General features: G+C 60.1%; 15 protein-coding genes and 1 tRNA gene. 8 read left to right on the plus strand and 8 right to left on the minus strand.

Features of this window, described 5'->3' with window-relative positions; translation table 11 throughout:
- Nucleotides 1–2,718, minus strand: a complete 2,718-nt coding sequence (locus NW829_RS00580; protein WP_414416209.1) for a CBS domain-containing protein — start codon at nt 2,716–2,718, stop codon at nt 1–3.
- Between the two features lie 235 nt (nt 2,719–2,953).
- Complete coding sequence (gene frr, locus NW829_RS00585; protein WP_011429597.1) at nt 2,954–3,502, minus strand: ribosome recycling factor; 549 nt, start codon at nt 3,500–3,502, stop codon at nt 2,954–2,956.
- A gap of 246 nt (nt 3,503–3,748) precedes the next feature.
- Here frr and NW829_RS00590 point away from each other — a divergent pair, with 246 nt between their 5' ends.
- Nucleotides 3,749–4,327: a hypothetical protein gene (locus tag NW829_RS00590; protein WP_414329036.1), complete on the plus strand. Its 579-nt coding sequence runs from the start codon at nt 3,749–3,751 to the stop codon at nt 4,325–4,327.
- Between the two features lie 13 nt (nt 4,328–4,340).
- Here the strand turns inward: NW829_RS00590 and recR are convergent, their stop codons facing one another.
- Both recR and NW829_RS00600 read right to left on the minus strand, forming a co-directional pair.
- Complete coding sequence (gene recR, locus NW829_RS00595; RefSeq protein ID WP_414344525.1) at nt 4,341–4,940, minus strand: recombination mediator RecR; 600 nt, start codon at nt 4,938–4,940, stop codon at nt 4,341–4,343.
- A 21-nt stretch (nt 4,941–4,961) separates the two neighbouring features.
- Nucleotides 4,962–5,297: a YbaB/EbfC family nucleoid-associated protein gene (locus NW829_RS00600; protein WP_011434432.1), complete on the minus strand. Its 336-nt coding sequence runs from the start codon at nt 5,295–5,297 to the stop codon at nt 4,962–4,964.
- A 220-nt stretch (nt 5,298–5,517) separates the two neighbouring features.
- Here NW829_RS00600 and NW829_RS00605 point away from each other — a divergent pair, with 220 nt between their 5' ends.
- Nucleotides 5,518–6,414: a carbohydrate ABC transporter permease gene (locus tag NW829_RS00605; RefSeq protein ID WP_414416210.1), complete on the plus strand. Its 897-nt coding sequence runs from the start codon at nt 5,518–5,520 to the stop codon at nt 6,412–6,414.
- Nucleotides 6,415–6,432: 18 nt separating this feature from the next.
- Nucleotides 6,433–7,941 (plus strand): UbiD family decarboxylase, encoded by a 1,509-nt coding sequence (locus tag NW829_RS00610; protein ID WP_414416211.1) that lies wholly within the window; start codon nt 6,433–6,435, stop codon nt 7,939–7,941.
- Here NW829_RS00610 and NW829_RS00615 read toward each other — a convergent pair.
- Entirely contained in the window at nt 7,938–9,149 is a 1,212-nt protein-coding gene (locus NW829_RS00615) for an ABC transporter permease (RefSeq protein ID WP_414416212.1), read from the minus strand. The two genes, NW829_RS00610 and NW829_RS00615, sit on opposite strands and share 4 nt — an antisense overlap.
- Complete coding sequence (locus NW829_RS00620; protein ID WP_414416213.1) at nt 9,146–10,519, minus strand: efflux RND transporter periplasmic adaptor subunit; 1,374 nt, start codon at nt 10,517–10,519, stop codon at nt 9,146–9,148. The genes NW829_RS00615 and NW829_RS00620 overlap by 4 nt, the downstream gene beginning before the upstream one ends.
- Nucleotides 10,520–10,697: 178 nt before the next feature.
- On the opposite strand from NW829_RS00620, the gene rplS reads away from it, so the two are divergent.
- The 4 genes from rplS to NW829_RS00640 all read left to right on the plus strand — a co-directional run bounded on the left by rplS (nt 10,698) and on the right by NW829_RS00640 (nt 12,922).
- Nucleotides 10,698–11,063, plus strand: a complete 366-nt coding sequence (gene rplS, locus NW829_RS00625; RefSeq protein WP_041437725.1) for a 50S ribosomal protein L19 — start codon at nt 10,698–10,700, stop codon at nt 11,061–11,063.
- Nucleotides 11,064–11,130: 67 nt separating this feature from the next.
- Nucleotides 11,131–11,203: transfer RNA gene (locus tag NW829_RS00630), tRNA-Trp, on the plus strand.
- 69 nt (nt 11,204–11,272) lie between these two features.
- Nucleotides 11,273–12,097, plus strand: coding sequence for a tetratricopeptide repeat protein (locus NW829_RS00635; RefSeq protein ID WP_414416214.1), 825 nt, complete (start codon nt 11,273–11,275; stop codon nt 12,095–12,097).
- A 402-nt stretch (nt 12,098–12,499) separates the two neighbouring features.
- Nucleotides 12,500–12,922, plus strand: coding sequence for a hypothetical protein (locus NW829_RS00640; RefSeq protein WP_414416215.1), 423 nt, complete (start codon nt 12,500–12,502; stop codon nt 12,920–12,922).
- Nucleotides 12,923–13,073: 151 nt separating this feature from the next.
- Here NW829_RS00640 and pgl read toward each other — a convergent pair whose 3' ends face one another.
- On the minus strand, nt 13,074–13,805 hold the full coding sequence (gene pgl, locus NW829_RS00645) for a 6-phosphogluconolactonase (protein WP_414416216.1): 732 nt from the start codon (nt 13,803–13,805) through the stop codon (nt 13,074–13,076).
- A gap of 86 nt (nt 13,806–13,891) precedes the next feature.
- Complete coding sequence (locus NW829_RS00650) at nt 13,892–14,899, minus strand: phosphoribulokinase (RefSeq protein ID WP_414416217.1); 1,008 nt, start codon at nt 14,897–14,899, stop codon at nt 13,892–13,894.
- Between the two features lie 351 nt (nt 14,900–15,250).
- Between NW829_RS00650 and NW829_RS00655 the strand changes: the two genes are divergently transcribed.
- Entirely contained in the window at nt 15,251–16,141 is an 891-nt protein-coding gene (locus tag NW829_RS00655; protein WP_011434421.1) for a ferredoxin--NADP(+) reductase, read from the plus strand.
- The last annotated feature ends 269 nt before the right edge of the window (nt 16,142–16,410 follow it).

A 16,410-nucleotide genomic window follows, 5' to 3' on the forward strand; every position in this document is an offset into this window, starting at 1 on the left:
CTACTTTGGCCCAGCCTGTGGCAGGGGGAAGTGTTCTTGCAGCCAAGCTTCGGCTTCTGCCGGGGTGGTGAGTTCGCCGTTCAGGGTGAGGCAACGCAGTTGCTCCAAAATGGCTTGGAAGGGGCGACCTGGCTTATAACCCAGACGACGCAGATCGTGGCCGTTGAGCAGCGGCTTCACCCAGTACCACTCCTGCAAATAGCGCCAGATCAGCCGCCGGGCCGGCTTGGGGGCGATCCCGGCCAACAAAATCACCGCCGGGATCCGCAGCCCCTGCAGCAGTTGCACCACCTGGGCCGGAGAGAGGGTGCTGGGATCCAGTTGGGCCAACAGGGTTTGGTAATGGGGGAAATGGCTGAGGCGTTCGATGCCTGCTTGGGTGAGGTGGAGTTGGCTGGCCACCTGGGGGGCTTGGGGTAGGGTGAGGAGGAGAGCCTCTAGGCGCAGTTGCCAGATCTCCTGGGATCCCAGCTCAGGATAGCGGCGGCGAAAGTGATAAGCCCAGCGGCCCACCCGTTGCAACCGCCGGCACAGGGAGGGATCCCACTCCAGGTCGGGGTGAATACAGCGCAAAGCCCCCCATTCTGCCAGCCGCTCAAAGGCTTGGGGCCAATCGCGGGATCCGAGAATGTAGGCCAGCTCCTGCTTGAGGCGATCCCCGCCGACGGCATCGTGCAGACCACTGGCCACGGCAGCGCGGATCCATTTTTCTGTGGTCGAGTCCAGGGCGAAGCCCAAGCGCACCGCAAAGCGCACCGCCCGATAAATGCGGGTGGGATCCTCGATGAAGCTGTTGGGGTGTAATGCCCGGATGATCCCCTGTTGCAGATCCGCTTGTCCGCCGAAAAAATCCAGCACCTGTCCTCGCTGGGGGCCGTTGAGGCGCAAGGCCAAGGCGTTGATGGAAAAATCCCGCCGATAGAGGTCTTGCTGAATGGATCCCATGGCCACTTCGGGGGGAGAGGCCGGGTAGGGATAAAACTCCGTGCGGGCGCTGGCGATATCCACACAAAAGCCGCCTGGCCAGATCAAGGCCGCCGTTTGGAATTTGCCGTGGATCTCCAGCCGCGCTTCTGGGAAGTGCTGTTTGAGCGCTTGTCCCAAAATCAAGCCCCAGCCCGGGGGATCCGTCCCATCCGGGGCCGAAGAGTAGGGCCCATCCACCACCAAGTCCAGATCCAGCCGCTCCAGGTTGGGCGAGGGCTGCCGTCCCCACCGGTGCAGCAGCAGATCCCGCACCGTTCCCCCCACCAGATACAACCTCAGGCCCTTCTCATCGGCGATGTGGGCGGCCTGCTCCAGCAACTGTCGATGCCGCTCCGACAGGGCCGCGAAGGTGAGATCCAAGGGGCAGGAAAGGGTGGGCAGAGCCAACTGGGGTGAGAGGGCCGGCAACTCGTGTAGGTGCCGCAACACATCGGTGCGAGTTACAATGCCCACCAACTGGCCATCCTGGAGAACCGGCAGGCGGCCAATATCCCACTGCACCATCAACCGCTGAATCTCCGCCAAGGGGGTGTCGGGGGAGAGGGTTTTCACGTCGGTGGTCATGTAGCCCTTGACGGGGGCATGGCCAAACCCGTGATGCAGGGCGATATCGATATCCCGCCGCGAGATCACCCCCACCAGGCGACCTTGAGCGTCCACCACCACCAGGCCGGAATGGCCGTAGCGCAGCAGCACCCGCTGGGCCTCGTCGATGGTGATCTCCGGTCGGATGGTGCGCACCGGGGCCGACATCAAATCTTTGGCCGTCACCGGGGGCGGGATCCGCTCTTGGACAGCCTGCCTGAGGGCCGCCATGACTTGGGCCGGGTCGGGCAAAGGCTGCTCTGGGCTGGCTTTTAACGTGGCTGCTGCAGCACAATCGTGTCCACCGCCGCCGTAGAGGGCCATCACCCTGCCCAACTGGGCAAACTCCTGCCGCGCCCGCCCGATCAGGCTGAGCCGCTCCCCCTGCCGCGCCACCAAGAGCAGCACATCCACTCCCGTCAGATCCATCAGCCGCATCACCAGGCCGGCCAAGCCGGGCACAAACTCCGGCAGCTCTAGCAGCCATTCTCCCAGGCGATACTCCCCCACCTGCTGCACCTGCATCTGGGCCAACCCCTGGCTGAGCAGCTCGCGCATCTCTGGGGTGAGGCCATCCCCCAAAAAGCGCCGCAACAAGACCAGGTTCACCCCCTGATCCAACAGCCAGCTCAGGGCAGCAGCATCGCGGGCGGTGGTCTCCGGGAAGGTCAGGGATCCCGTATCCATGTGAATGCCCAAAGCCAGCGCCAGCCGCTCAAAAGGGCTGAGAGGGATCCCAGCAGCCTGCAGCCGCTCCACCAGCAAGGTACAGGTGGCCCCCACGGCCTCGATATGACAGTTCACCTGCTGCTGCGGCCAAAAGCCATCCGGTGGGGTTTCCGGATCCCTGAGGTGATGGTCGAAAATCTCGATTTGGGTGCCGGGGACGCTCAACCAAGCGGCAGCTTTGCCCAAGCGATCCGGATCGTGACAGTCCACCACAATCCACCGCTGCACCTGTCCCGGATCCACAGAGCGCAACTCAATGAGGGGAAATTCATCTCGGTACAAGGCCAAAAACTCCTGCACCCCCGGCAGGGATCCCCCGGTCAAGGCGATGCGGGCACCCGGATACAGGCGCGCCGCTCCCACCGCCGCCCCTAGGGTGTCGAAATCCGCCGATTGATGGCACAGGACCAGATCCATTGCGGCAAGAGTTGTCGTTTTCCCCCCTTCCATCCTGGCCTAAGCCGGGATCCCTCTTGTTGGAATCGGACAAGAAGAAATGAAGGGCTGCTCAACTCCGAGGGGCAAGTGAAAACCTCGAAGCTAAGTTTCAGGACGGGTGTCCGGGTTTTTATCAAAAAATTGGGTCATAACCCCGTCCTACCGCTGCGCAGAAGCAATCCAGTAGAGTGGGGAGGATGCCAGCAAGGAGCCTTCACAGGGTCGTCAGCTCCTTTTCTTTTTCTGCCAGCAGCTCATCGATCTTCTTAATGTAGCGGTCAGTTAGTTTCTGGATGGCATCCTGCAAGCTTTTGGACTCATCTTCAGACAGCTCGCCATTTTTCTCTCGCTTGCGCACCGAGTCGATGCCATCCCGCCGGATGTTGCGGATCGAGACTCGCCCCTCTTCGGCTAGCTTGGCCACCTGTTTGCTCAGCTCTTTGCGGCGCTCTTCCGTCAGGGGGGGAATGGTGAGCCGCACCACCTTGCCGTCGTTGCTGGGGGTTAGACCTAGGTCAGAGGCAACAATGGCCCGCTCAATGGCCGCCAAGGTCGAGGGATCAAAGGGCTGGATCAAGAGAGTGCTGGAGTCTGGCGTGGTGAGGCTGGCCAGGGCCTTCAGGGGAGTGGGCACGCCGTAGTACTCCACCTGAATCCGATCCAGCAGGCTGGAATTGGCCCGCCCGGTGCGTACCGTATTAAAGGAGCGCTGTGTGGCTTGCACAGCTTTGTTCATCAACTCCTCAATCTCAGCTAGCTCCACGGGGTTTTCCTCGCTTTCAAAATCAGTTTCCAGATATCAGGCTCTGGCAGCAAACCTGGCACCTCTACGGTGAGCCTGACCTCAATTTTACTGCCTTGTTGGGATCCAGATGGGATCCCGTTCCCCAGAGCTGCACCTGCAGCTGGCGAATTTCCGCAAAATGCCCCCCAGTGGGATAGTACGAGCTCAAAGCTTTTCTTAGACTGGTCTGGACTTTACTGCACAATACAGGCACGACGAAGTTTTATGCCCTCTCGTCAAGTTTGTTCTTCAACGGCCCTAGCCTGGCTGATCGGCAGCTTGAGTCTCCTGGGTTTTGGAGCGGCTGCGGCAGCCTTAGAGCTGCAGATTGTGTCCCCCAATGCTTATAAAGTGCCCTACCTGGGAATTGATGGTGTTTTCACTCTGGATACGTCCCTGGAACAATCGGCCAACGATCCGCGCAATCCAAAGCGGGTGAAGTTTGAGAAGATGGAGTTCTTCTCCTTCTACGCCGATCTGGAGGGGAAAAAGCCCCTGGCGGAAAATTGTCGCTACGCCTATCGGGGGGCTGCGCCGGATCCCTTCTACTACCCTGAGCGCTCCTTAAGTTCCATCTGGGATTTGTTTCAGTTGCAGCCTGGAGCAGACGCCAGTTGCGAGACCTTCACCTATGTGATTCTGCGGGCACCCCACGGGGATCCGGTGCACATGCACCTGCGCTACGGAGGCCGCAACAGCAGCTTCCAGGAACTTCTGAACATCAGCACTCTGCCGGAGGATCCTGCCAACTTCAACCCCTGGTGGAGCACCTACTGCGCGGAGGGGGTAACCGGCTGCGATTGATGGGCTGGGCGGCTCACAACTCCTGCCGGGCTTCCAGGGCACGGGCCAGGGTGACCTCGTCGGCGTATTCCAGCTCGGATCCCATGGGCAGGCCGAAGGCCAGGCGGGTCATGCGCAAGGTGGGGGCAACTGGCTTCAGGTAATCCTTGACCACGTGCATGGTCACCTCTCCCTCTACACTGGGGCTGAGGGCGAAGATCAGCTCCTGCGGTTTTTCCCGTGCCACCCGGGCCACCAGCTCGCGGATGTGCAGTTGGTCGGCCCCGATCCCGTTCATGGGGGAGATGAGGCCGCCCAAAACGTGGTAGAGCCCCTTGAACTCGCGGGTGCGTTCCATCGCAATCAAATCTTTGACATCGGCCACCACGCACCACAGCAAGGGATCCCGCTGTGGCGAACGGCAAATCTCACAGGGATCCTCCGCTGACCAGTTGAAGCAGATGGAACAGTGCCGAACCGTCTGCTTGGCTTCCAGCAGGGCTTTGGCCAGGGCCTCGATCTCGCCGGCAGGCCGGTTGATCAAGTGGAGAGCTAGGCGCTGAGCGGTTTTGGAGCCAATGCCGGGCAGCCGTTGCAGCTCTTCGATGAGGCGAGCCAAGGGGCGAGTGTACATAGAGAGTTAAGGAGGCGGGGCTCAACCCAGTCCCAACCCCGGCAGACTGATGTTTCCGGTCAGCTCTTCCATGCGTTTGCGCATCGTCTCAGCAGATTGGGTGTAGGCGTTCACCATTGCTGTCAGGAGCAAGTCTTCTACCACATCCACCGACTCCTGGAGCACTTGGGGATCCAGAGAGACCTTAAGGGGTTCTTGGTTGCCGTTTACCGTCACTTTCACCAGCCCATTGCCGGCTTCGCCGACGATCTCCATCTCCTCTAGCTCTTTTTGCAGCCTTTGAGCGCCATCGCGCACCTCTTGGGCTTTCTTGAGCGCTTCTTGGATTTTGCCGAAGGGGCCAAAGCCTCGAGTCATGGGATCCTCTCTTGGGTTATCCAGATACTGCTGTTCTACTCTACCCGTTTCCCCATCGCCGGTGAAAGCACTCGCAAGTCTGGGCAGAGGTGCTTGCACCGCTAACGCGACCGGTCTTCCTTAGGTTGCCCTTAACTCTGGCAGATTATCCTCACAAGAGAAGCCGAAGATCGACCCAGAAACTCCATCTGCTCATCAGCGTTTGCTGTCCGGAGGTGCTATGGCTCAATTGTTGCAGGATCCCCGCTCTCAAGTAGCCCAGCCCAGTTCAACTCGGGTGGAGCCTTCTCCCTGGCGTTGGCGGCGCTGGATCCCGGAGCGTTGGTATGTGCATTTGGGCCTGGTGCTGGCCTGCTTGGTTCTGGGATTTCCGGTGTTGTACGCCCTGCTCGTGAGCACCCAGAACAATGCCGAGGTGTTCCGCTATCAATTGACCTTTGGCTCCTCTTTTGCCTTCAACTGGCATCAGGTGATGGTGGCGCGGCACTTGGGCCACTACATGGTCAACAGCACCATCGTGGCGGTGGCGATCACCGTGGGCAAGACGGTTTTGTCGCTGCTAGCCGGGCTGGCCTTTGTGTACTTCCGCTTTCCCGGCAAAGGGCTGGCCTTTGGCTTTGTGCTGATCACGCTGATGATGCCCACAGAAATCTTGATCATTGCCCTGCTGCGGTTGGTCACCAACTTGGGCTGGGGATCCACCTACTACGCTTTAATCGTGCCCTTTCTGGCCAGCGCCACGGCCACGTTTTTGTTTCGCCAGCATTTTTCCAACATTCCCCGCGAGCTGGCGGAGGCGGCCCAACTGGACGGGGCCAACCCGCTGCAATTTCTCACCCAGGTGCTGATCCCCTTGAGCTGGAACGCCATCGGGGCGCAGGCGGTGATTCACTTCGTTTACGCTTGGAATATGTACCTGTGGCCCCGCTTGATCGTGCAAGGCCGAGAGCGACAAGTGGTGCAGGTGGGGCTGCAATCCCTGCTCAATCTGGATAGCTCGGCCTCCTATGGCCCCATGATGCTGGGAGCGATCATCGCCAGTATCCCGCCGCTGCTGGTGTTCATTGTCCTGCAAAAGCCCTTCATGAGCGGGTTAGCCCTCAATCGCGACAAGTAAGCCCTTAGGTTCCCTTTCATGCCCAGAGATCTACGCCGTTTTATTGCTCTGCTGGAATCCCGTGGTCAGCTCCGCCGCATTTCGGCAGAAGTGGATCCGGATCTGGAAATTGCCGAGATTGCCGATCGCCTCTTGGCCTGCGGGGGGCCGGCGCTGCTGTTTGAGCGGGTGAAGGGATCCTCAATGCCGCTGCTCATCAACACCCTGGGCACGGTGGAGCGCATTTGCTGGGCTTTGGGAATGGAGCAGCCTCAGGATCTGGAGGAACTGGGGAAAAAGCTGGCCCTGCTTTACCAGCCGCGGCCACCGCGGAGCTTTGCCCAGGCGGTGGAGTTGGGACAGGCGCTGCTTAGCGTCTTCAAAGCGAGACCCAGCCGGGATCTGATCCCTCCCTGTCAGCAGGTGGTGCGGCGGGGAGAGGAAGTGGATCTCACCCAATTGCCCCTGTTGCGGGTCTACCCCGGCGATGCCGGACGGGTGCTGACCTTGGGCCTGATGGTCACCAAAGACCCGGAAAACGGGATCCCCAACGTGGGGGTGTACCGCCTGCAGTTGCAAAGCCGCACCACCATGACGGTGCAATGGCTGTCGGTGCGGGGGGCGACTCGGCATCTGCGCAAAGCGGCGGCCCTGGGCCAAAAGTTGGAGGTGGCGGTGGCGGTGGGGGTGGATCCGGTGGTGATTCTGGCGGCGGCCACACCCCTGCCGGTGGATCTGTCGGAGTGGCTGTTTGCCGGTCTCTACGCCGGAGAAGGGTTGCACCTGGCCCAGTGCAAAACGGTGGATCTGCAGGTGCCGGCCCATGCTGAGATCGTTTTGGAGGGCACCATCACCCCTGGGGAAGTGGCCCCCGACGGGCCTGCCGGGGATCACATCGGCTACTATGGCCCCCGCAACGAGCAGGCCCCTCTGATTCGCTTCCACTGCTTGACCCACCGCCGGGATCCCATCTATCTCACCACCTTCAGCGGCAAGCCCCCCAAAGAAAACGACATGATGGCGCTGGCCCTGAACCGCATCTACACCCCCATCCTCAGGCAGCAGGTGCCGGAGATTGTAGATTTCTTTTTGCCGATGGAGGCGCTGGGCTACAAAGCAGCCATCCTCTCCATCGACAAGGCCTACCCTGGCCAGGCGCGGCGGGCGGCTTTGGCTTTTTGGAGCGCCCTGCCCCAATTTAGCTACACCAAGTTTGTGATCGTGGTGGACAAGGATATCAATGTGCGGGATCCACGGCAGGTGCTCTGGTGTCTGTGTTCGCGGGTGGATCCGCAGCGGGATGTGTTTATTCTGGCGGACAACCCCTTTGACACCTTGGACTTTGCCACCGAAAAACGGGGTCTGGGGGGCAAGATGGGCATTGATGCCACCACCAAAATTCCCCCGGAAACCGATGCTCCCTGGCGGGAGCCCCTTGCTCCAGATCCGGAGGTGGCCCGCTTGGTGGATCGCCGCTGGGCAGAATATGGCCTGGCGGATCTCGATGGGCAGCCGGCGGATCCCCGCCTGTTTGGATACGAGCTCTAAGCCCGCAGGGCCTCAATGGGATCCAGTTGCGCCGCTTTGCGGGCCGGGAAAATGCCGAAGACCAGCCCAATCCCAGTGGAAAGGGAGAACGCCACTCCCACTGCCACCCCATCGACTTGGGTGGCCAAGGGGGTGAATACCTGCACCGCCACCAGCAGGCCACTGCTGAGAAGGATCCCGAGCACCCCCCCGGTCACGGCAATGAAAATCGCTTCGGCGGCAAACTGCTGCAAAATCTGCCGGCTATCCGCCCCAATCGCCTTGCGCAGCCCGATTTCATGGGTGCGTTCCGCAACCGAGATAAGCATCACATTCATGATCCCCACCCCTCCCACCAGCAAGGAGAGGGCCGCCGTGCCCGTCAGCAGCACCCGCAGCAGGCTCAAAATCCTGGCCGACCCATCCAGGAGCACCTTTTGGTTGCGGATGATGAAGTCATCTTCTCCCACCAATTGGTGCCGCTGGCGCAGCAGGTTGCGGATTTGGAACTCGGCAGCGGGCAGATCATCCACAGAGCGGGCCGAGACGAAAATCGCCGTCAGCTCTGTGCCGTAGGGGGAGCGTCGCCCGACCAACTGATTGGCCACCACATCCACCGGCAGAAACACTCCGGCATCGCTGTTGCCAAACACCGTCGGCTTCGAGCGCAAAGTGCCGATCACCTCGAAAGGCAAATTGTTCAGTAGGACGGTCTCCCCAATAGCAGCGGCAGGGTCCAGGCCGAACAACTGGCTGGCGGCATCGCTGCCCAGCACCACCACCGGGCGCTGTTCCTCGATATCCGAGGGCAAGAGAAAGCGGCCTGCCTCGATCTCTAAGTTCAACACCGACAAATACTCCGGCCAAGTGCCGGTGGCCTCGTAGCGGCGATCCACTCCACCTCGCACAGCGCGCACATTGGTGCCCAGGCTGGGGACGGCTGCTGACACGGCAGGCACTTCCGCAGCAATGGCTCGCACATCCTCCAAAGTGAGGGGGCGGATGTTGCCGGCATCGACCAGGCCCAAGTTGGCCGAAAAGACGATCAGCAAGTTGGTGCCCAGAGAGCGAAATTGATCCACCGCCATCTCTTGGGCAGCATAGCCAAATCCGGCAATGGCCACCACCGCCGCATTGCCGATGAGGATCCCGAGCATGCTCAGCCCGGTGCGCAGGCGATGTCGTCGCACCATTTGCCAGGCCATTTTGGCCGCCGTTGCCAGGCTCATGGCTGTTGCTCCGCTCTTTGAATCAAGGTCTCTAGGTTCACCCCAGGAGGCAGGGCAGTAAAGACCCGATCCCCTGCCTGCAGACCAGAGAGGATTTGGGTAACTCCACCCTGAGTGATGCCCGTTTCCACGCGGCGATAGACAGGTTGCCGGCTTTGGGGATCCAGCAGGAGCACGCCTTCCTGGCTTTCCTCCCGGAGGATAGCCACTGAGGGCACCGTCAGAGCCTGAGGCTGGGGATCCCCAATGAAATCCACCGAAACAGTCATGCCGGTGCGCAAAAAGTCGGCCCCAGGCTCCGGTTCAACGAAGACCCGAAAGACGGTTACCTCTCGCACCACCACCGTAGCGGGTGCAATCCGCTTCACCCGCCCCTGCACTACGCGGTCGGGGTAAGCCAGGGAGCGGATCTCCACCGGCTGGCCCACCCGCACCTGGGCAATTTGGGCTTCTGGCACTTCTGCCCGCACCTCAATTCCCTGAGCCAGCGCCAAAATGGAACTGGAAGAAGCTGCGGTGGCATCGGAAGCTGCTGTTGTGGGAGCTACAAAGGATCCCACCTCGGCAAAGCGCTGCACCACCACACCGGAAAAGGGGGCGCGGACTTCGGTGTCAGCCAACCGGGATTGCCGTTGGGCCAGCTCGGCTTGTGCCTGGGCAATTTGGGCTTGAATTTGCTGTAGGGTTTCCGGGCGGCTCCCCAGTTGCAATCGCTCCAACTCCTGTTGAGCAGCTCGCAAATCCGCTTGCGCTTGTTCCAGGCGGGCCGAGCGTTGATCCAGCTCGCTGCGGGCTACCACCCCCGCCTGCACCAGGGCCTGGATGCGCTCTAACTCCCTCTGAGCCAAGTCCACCTGCGACCGGGCAGCATCCACCCTGGCCTGGGCCGCCGCGATCACCTGGGGGCGCTCTCCGGCCTGTTGCTCCGCTAGACGGGCTTGCAGCTCTTGAATGCGGGCTTGGGCTTGCCGAATGCCACTGGCGAGATCGCCGTAGTCCATCCGGGCCAATAACTGCCCTGCCACCACTTCATCTCCCTGATCCACCAACAGTTCCGCCAGGCGACCCGACTCGCGAGGGCTGACATTCACCTGGCGGAGCGGCTGCACCTGGCCGCTCACCCGCAGGCGTTGGGTCAGATCCACCACTTGAACCGGTACCGTCAATCTTTCCAGCCGTTCTGCCCTCTGCTGCTGCAGCTGACGCTGGATCAGGAGACCGCTGCCCCCTAGGCCGGCCAACAGCAAGCCCAGGAGCATCCAGCCGAAGGGAAATCTCTGGCGGCGGGGTTTGCTTTGCGGCAGAGGCTGCTCTGCAAGCTTGGGAGTAGACAGGGATCCCGTCTTGGGCTCATCGGTGTGCAGGATCACAAAAGTCTCCCGTTTGTAACAAAAGCTTTATCTTTGTCTAGCCTATTGGAAAAATGGGGGAAGCGTAAACACAGTCTCCCACCTCTTGAGCTCTATGTCGGCCAGCTCTGTACAAAAAACAGCGACGATTGCTACGATGGTTAACTGCCGGTAGCGCGGGAAGGCCATGAACGTTCGCATCAACGCTGAGGAGATCATCCGCTCCATTGAAGCTGCCCAGATGAAGCCGGATCTGCCGGAGATTCGGGTTGGGGATCAGGTACGGGTGGGAGTTCGCATCCAAGAGGGGGGCAAGGAGCGGGTACAAGCCTTTGAGGGCACGGTCATTGCCATGCGCCACTCCGGTATCAACCGCACCATTACGGTGCGCAAGGTTTTCCAAGGGATCGGTGTGGAGCGGGTTTTCCTCATTCACTCCCCGCGCATCGAGTCGATTCAGGTGCTGCGGCGGGGTAAAGTGCGCCGGGCCAAGCTGTTCTATTTGCGGGATCGGGTGGGCAAAGCCACTCGCATCAAGGCTAAGGCAGAGAGCCCAGATAGTTGAGGAACAGCTCCTCTGAAAATTAGGTGTACCTGCTACACTGGGTAAGCGGGTGTAACCTTTGGCCAATGCGTCCTTAGTTCAGTTGGTAGAACGTCGGTCTCCAAAACCGGATGTCGGGGGTTCGAGTCCTCCAGGGCGCGCTAACCATCAGACCCCCTGCGGCGATGGCTTCAGGTGGGGACACCCCATCCAAGGTGGTTTTTGCAGCCATGAAGTCCGTCAGTGTACCCAACCTACTCCCTGCGCTGCTGCTGGGGCTGCTGTTTTGGCTAGGGATCCCTGTCTGGCCTGGATTGGGTGTTGTGGCAACGGCGGCGAGCCACAAGGTGGATCGCCAGATCGATCGACTGTTTGAGGAAGCCTTTGCTGCAACTCGGAGGGGAGATTTTGCCCGGGCGGAAGCCCTGTGGACTCAACTGTTGCAGATCCAGCCTGATAATCCAGCCCTGTGGAGCAACCGGGGCAATGCCCGTGTCAGCCAGCACCAACTGCAGGCAGCTCTGGAGGATTACGCTGAGGCCATTCGTTTGGCCCCTGAGGCACCGGATCCCTATCTAAATCGAGGAACTGCTCTGGAGGGGCTGGGGCGGTGGCAGGAAGCAATTGCCGATTATGAGCGGGTGTTGCAGTTGGATCCCAACGATGCGGCGGCCTACAACAACCGTGGCAATGCGGAAGCAGGGCTGGGCCAATGGCAACAGGCCTTGGCTGACTACCGCCGCGCTACAGAACTGGCTCCCGACTACGCCTTCGCTCAGGCCAACTATGCTCTGAGCCTCTACCAGGTGGGCGAAACAGAAGCTGCTCTGCGCTTGATGCGGGCTCTGGTGCGCAAGTACCCGAAGTTTCCAGATATGCGGGCTGCTCTCAGCGCCATTCTTTGGGCGCAGGGTCGCCAGGGAGAGGCTGAAAGTCACTGGGTGGCTGTGCAAGGGCTGGATCCCCGCTACGCCGACCTGGAATGGGTGAAAACCGTCCGCCGTTGGCCACCGGCAATGGTGGCAGCTCTGGAGCGTTTCCTTTCTCTCAAGTAGTGAGGCTTACGATTGCGGCGGAGGCACTCTGGGTCTTGACTCTGCGCATTGACGAAACGGTTGCTGGGGATCCCCGCAGCCAGAGTCTCAGGTTACATCCTGTCTGGGGGGATGGAGATTGCTAGATTGGGATCAAGCCGAGGGCGGATTCCAGCAGCAGGCTTAACCCAGAGCCAAGAGAGCGCAGAGGGATCCCAAAGGCTTTCAGCGAGCTGTGAAAAAAACTGTGTAAGGGATTGCTTCCTGCGACACCTTTTCGCCTTCTTCTTCGTCTGTTTCAGTCCTATCGCGGCGCGTGGTATCAACGTGAGTGCAATGGCTTGTTTCTCTCGCTCTTCTTCCTTCTTCCCTGATGGAAGAGGGAGGCTGCGAAATCACTGGAGCTGGGCAGGGCTGTTGCTCATGGTTCTGCAGCTTGGGCAACCCGCCGTGGCTCAGACGGAAACCCGAGTTTGGAGCGGAACCGGCCAAATTTTGAGCGGCCAGGGGCAGGGGGCGACGGTGCAATTGATCTTGGAAACGGGTGGCGGGCGTATCTGGAGCCAATCGGGGCCGGCTTTGGATGCACCCTTTTCCGGCGGCCATATTTCGGTAACCAGCGGTGATGGCACCTGGCAAATCCAATCGCAAGGGGATCAGTTGTTGGTTACCTTTTACCGCGGCGAGCAGATCATCCGCTGGCAACTGCGGCCCATGGGCGAGATCCCCAGCTCTTCCCCTTCTACGCCATCCAGCTCCCTGAGCAGTGACTCCGCCCAGCCCGTAGCGCTGCCCGTCCAAGAGCTGGTGATTCCAGTACTGAAGAATTTGCCCGGCAACCCCTGAGGGATCCCTGCCCCGCCGGTTCTCGACCCATGAAACCTGGTGCGTTGGCCGCTGGGGCTATCAAACCTGTGGCCACTGGAATGGGCTGGGATGATTTTGGGGGCGGTGGGCCTGGGGATCCTATCCCATCGGCAGTTAGCCCGCCTGTTGTTTAGCTGAGCAGCGGGACACAGGGCAGGGGCAGTTGAGCCGCTGCCGCCGCATCCAGCAACCACAGCAGCCGTCCTCTGGGGTTTACGCGCTGGCAGGGTAGGTGGGCCTCGGTGGTCAGCGCCTCTTTCACGATGGGGGCTTTGTTCGCTCCGGTTACCAGGAACACCACCTGGGCTGCCTGATTGAGGACGGGATAGGTCAAGGTTAGACGCGGCTCCTGCCCTTTTTGCCCCACCGTCACCCAGCGGTGCTGCACCTGCAGAGCGGCGGTGTCGGGAAATAGAGAAGCTGTGTGGCCGTCTTCCCCCACTCCCAGCCATACCAGGTCGAGAGAAGGGCACTCTGCACCGAAAATCTGCCGCAGGGTCGCCTCGTATTCGGCAGCATCGCGAAGGGGATCCCCCGCTTGGGTGGGCATAGGGAAAACTTGAGCCGCCGGGATCCCGATCTGCTCCAGCAAGGTTTCTCGTACCATGCGGTAGTTGCTTTCAGGGTGATCCGGGGGAACATAGCGCTCATCCCCCCAGAACAGCCAGGTTTGTTGCCAAGGGATCCCTGGGGTTTGGGCCAGGGCAGCATACAGCTTCTTGGGGGTGCTTCCCCCGGCCAAGACCACCGTAAAGCGTCCCCGCTCGCGAATGGCAGCGGCTGACCGAGCTTGCCAAATCTCGATGGCCCGTTGGATCAGGACGGATCCCTCTGGAAAGATCTCCAACTGGAATCCCTGCATACACCGAAGCCCTACTGCCGACCTATGCTGGGTCAGCCGACCTGCACCAACACTTTACCGAAGGGATCCCCTAAGCGGGGCAAACACTAGGAAGCCACCGCCAGCTCTTTGGCTTCTGCCCGAATTTGCTCGTAAAGGGCGCGCAGCTTCAGGCCCACGATGACCTGAATCAGACCAGAGCCATTGCGGGATCCCGGGTATTCCGGGTGCTTGCGCAACAGTTCCGTCAGCTCGCCATAGTAGCGGGTGGACAAGTTGCTCAGGTGGTTCTCGATGTAGATGACCTCTTCCAGCTTGTCGAAGGTGCCGTCGATCTCCAGAATCGAAACCGGGTGCTCGAAGTAGGTGGAAGGGCCATAGTGGAGGCGGATCCCCGGGTAGGAACAGGTCAGCTTTTTGCCGCAGGGGATCCAATCAATGGTGGAGCCTTCGTCAAAGAGATAAACATGGTCGAAGTACTTCACCCCTTCCCGCTGGATCAGCCGCACCCGCAGTACTTTGTGCTCTGGATCCAGCTCCGGCAACAACTGGGTGGGCAAAACCTCAATGACGGCATCGGCGTACTGCTTCTGCACATCGACATAGGCTTCAAAGTCCGGGCGGCGAGCCTCGATTGAGCGCAACACATCTTCGTAGGTGTGGCCCCGCTCCGCCATGTCCCGCTTCACTTTCCAAGCAATCTTGATCTCCGGCGCCAGATCCAAGTACACCTTGAAGTCCAGCAGCTGGCGCACCCGCTCGTCATACATGGGATGCAGCCCCTCTAGGACGATGATGCGGTTGGGCTCCACCAGCTCCGGCGGGTCAATCATCCCCGTCTCGTGGTTGTAGATGGGCTTCATCACGCTTTGGCCGTTCTTGAGCGCCTTGGCCTGCTCGTACATCAGGTCGAAGTTGTTGGCGCGGGGATCCAGCGCCGTGATGCCCTTCTCTTTGCGCTGGTAGCGATCCAAGGAGTGATAGTCATCCAGACAGATGGTGGTAATCAGATCCCGGCCAAATAGATCCCCCAGCCGGCGTAAAAAGGTGGACTTGCCACAGCCAGAATCTCCGGCGACACCAATCATCACAACACGATCAGGACTGCTTGCCATGGGAACTCCTTGGGGACGGGCAGGGCAAAACTGAGAAAAAGGCTCTAGAAAGTTACCAACTGTTACGGTCTTGCATGATACCAAATAAAGCCGTTACATCACAAGCCGCTGGCAGGCCAGAGAGGTGGGCACCCTAAGCAACAATTTAACAAAAAATCCATATTTTTGGCCGATGAGCTTGGCCGGGATTATTTTTCCGGGGTTGCCGCTCTCAGGACGGCCTGGGGGGCTGGCGAAGGTCGTCTGCTTCTCCTCTGACAAGTTCCATTTGAGCAGCCGGGCTGCTGTGGTGTTTGCTATTTTGCTATATGTAAACTCATTTCCTCCCAGAGCCAGGAGCAGATCGCAGGTATGGTTGCCAGCGCAGAAAAGCGAGAGGTTGTCGTCAATCTGTATCGTCCCAACGCACCGTTGATCGGCCACTGCGTGGAGACCTACTCCATTGTCGGCGAAGGGGCACCCGGACTGACCAAGCACATTGTGCTCAGCTTGCCGGATCCCAACTACCGCTACCTAGAAGGGCAAAGCGTTGGCATTATCCCTCCTGGCGAAGATGCCAAGGGCAAGCCCCACAAGCCCCGCCTCTACTCGATTGCTTCCACCCGCTTTGGCGATGATGGCGAGGGGCGCACCGTCTCTTTGAGCGTGAAGCGGGCCGAATATGTCGATAGAGAGACAGGCCAGCCGGGGGTGGGGGTCTGCTCCGGCTTCCTCACCGATTTGAAGGCGGGCGATGAGGTGATGATTACGGGGCCATCGGGGAAAACCTTCCTACTGCCCGAAGATGAGAACGCCAACCTGATTTTGATCGCCACCGGCACCGGCATTGCTCCTTTTCGCGCTTTCATCAAGCACCTGTTTGAGGAGGATCCCAACTATCAGGGCAAGATCTGGCTGTTCTTTGGGGTGCCCACCACCTCCACCTTGCTTTACCACGGGGATCTGGAGGCTTGGAAAGCCCAGTACGGGGATCGCTTCCGCGTCGATTACGCCATCAGCCGCGAGCAACAGACCCCCGATGGCAAGAAAATGTACGTGCAAAACCGCATGGCCGAGTACGGCGCCGAGCTGTGGGAGATGCTGCAACAGCCCAACACCTACACCTACATCTGCGGCCTCAAGGGGATGGAGGACGGGATCAACAACGTCATGGGGCCTTTGGCGGAACAAGCCGGTCAGGATTGGAGCAAGTTCCAGAAGGAACTGAAGAAAGCAGACAGGTGGCACGAAGAAACCTACTGATCCCTGCTTGTCGGGTTTTCAGAGCCAAAGGGATCCCGCTCCTCTGCAAGGTGCCGGATGAGGCTATCCGTACCGTGTGGTCGATGGGCAATAGTTTGTGGCACAGGCTGGGCAGCTAGGGGACAAGAATGTGGTGCAGGAGCTCCTTTCCCGAAGTGCTTCGTGAAACTCGTGACCAGAGCCTTGCCCGAGAGCTGTGCTCCGCCGGCGCGATTGGCGTGGGGAGTATGTCAAAATGCTTCTATCTCCCAGCGTGAGCGCTTTTTTCC

Origin of the sequence: Synechococcus sp. R55.8, assembly GCF_047461895.1 — a bacterium.
GTDB lineage: Bacteria > Cyanobacteriota > Cyanobacteriia > Thermostichales > Thermostichaceae > Thermostichus.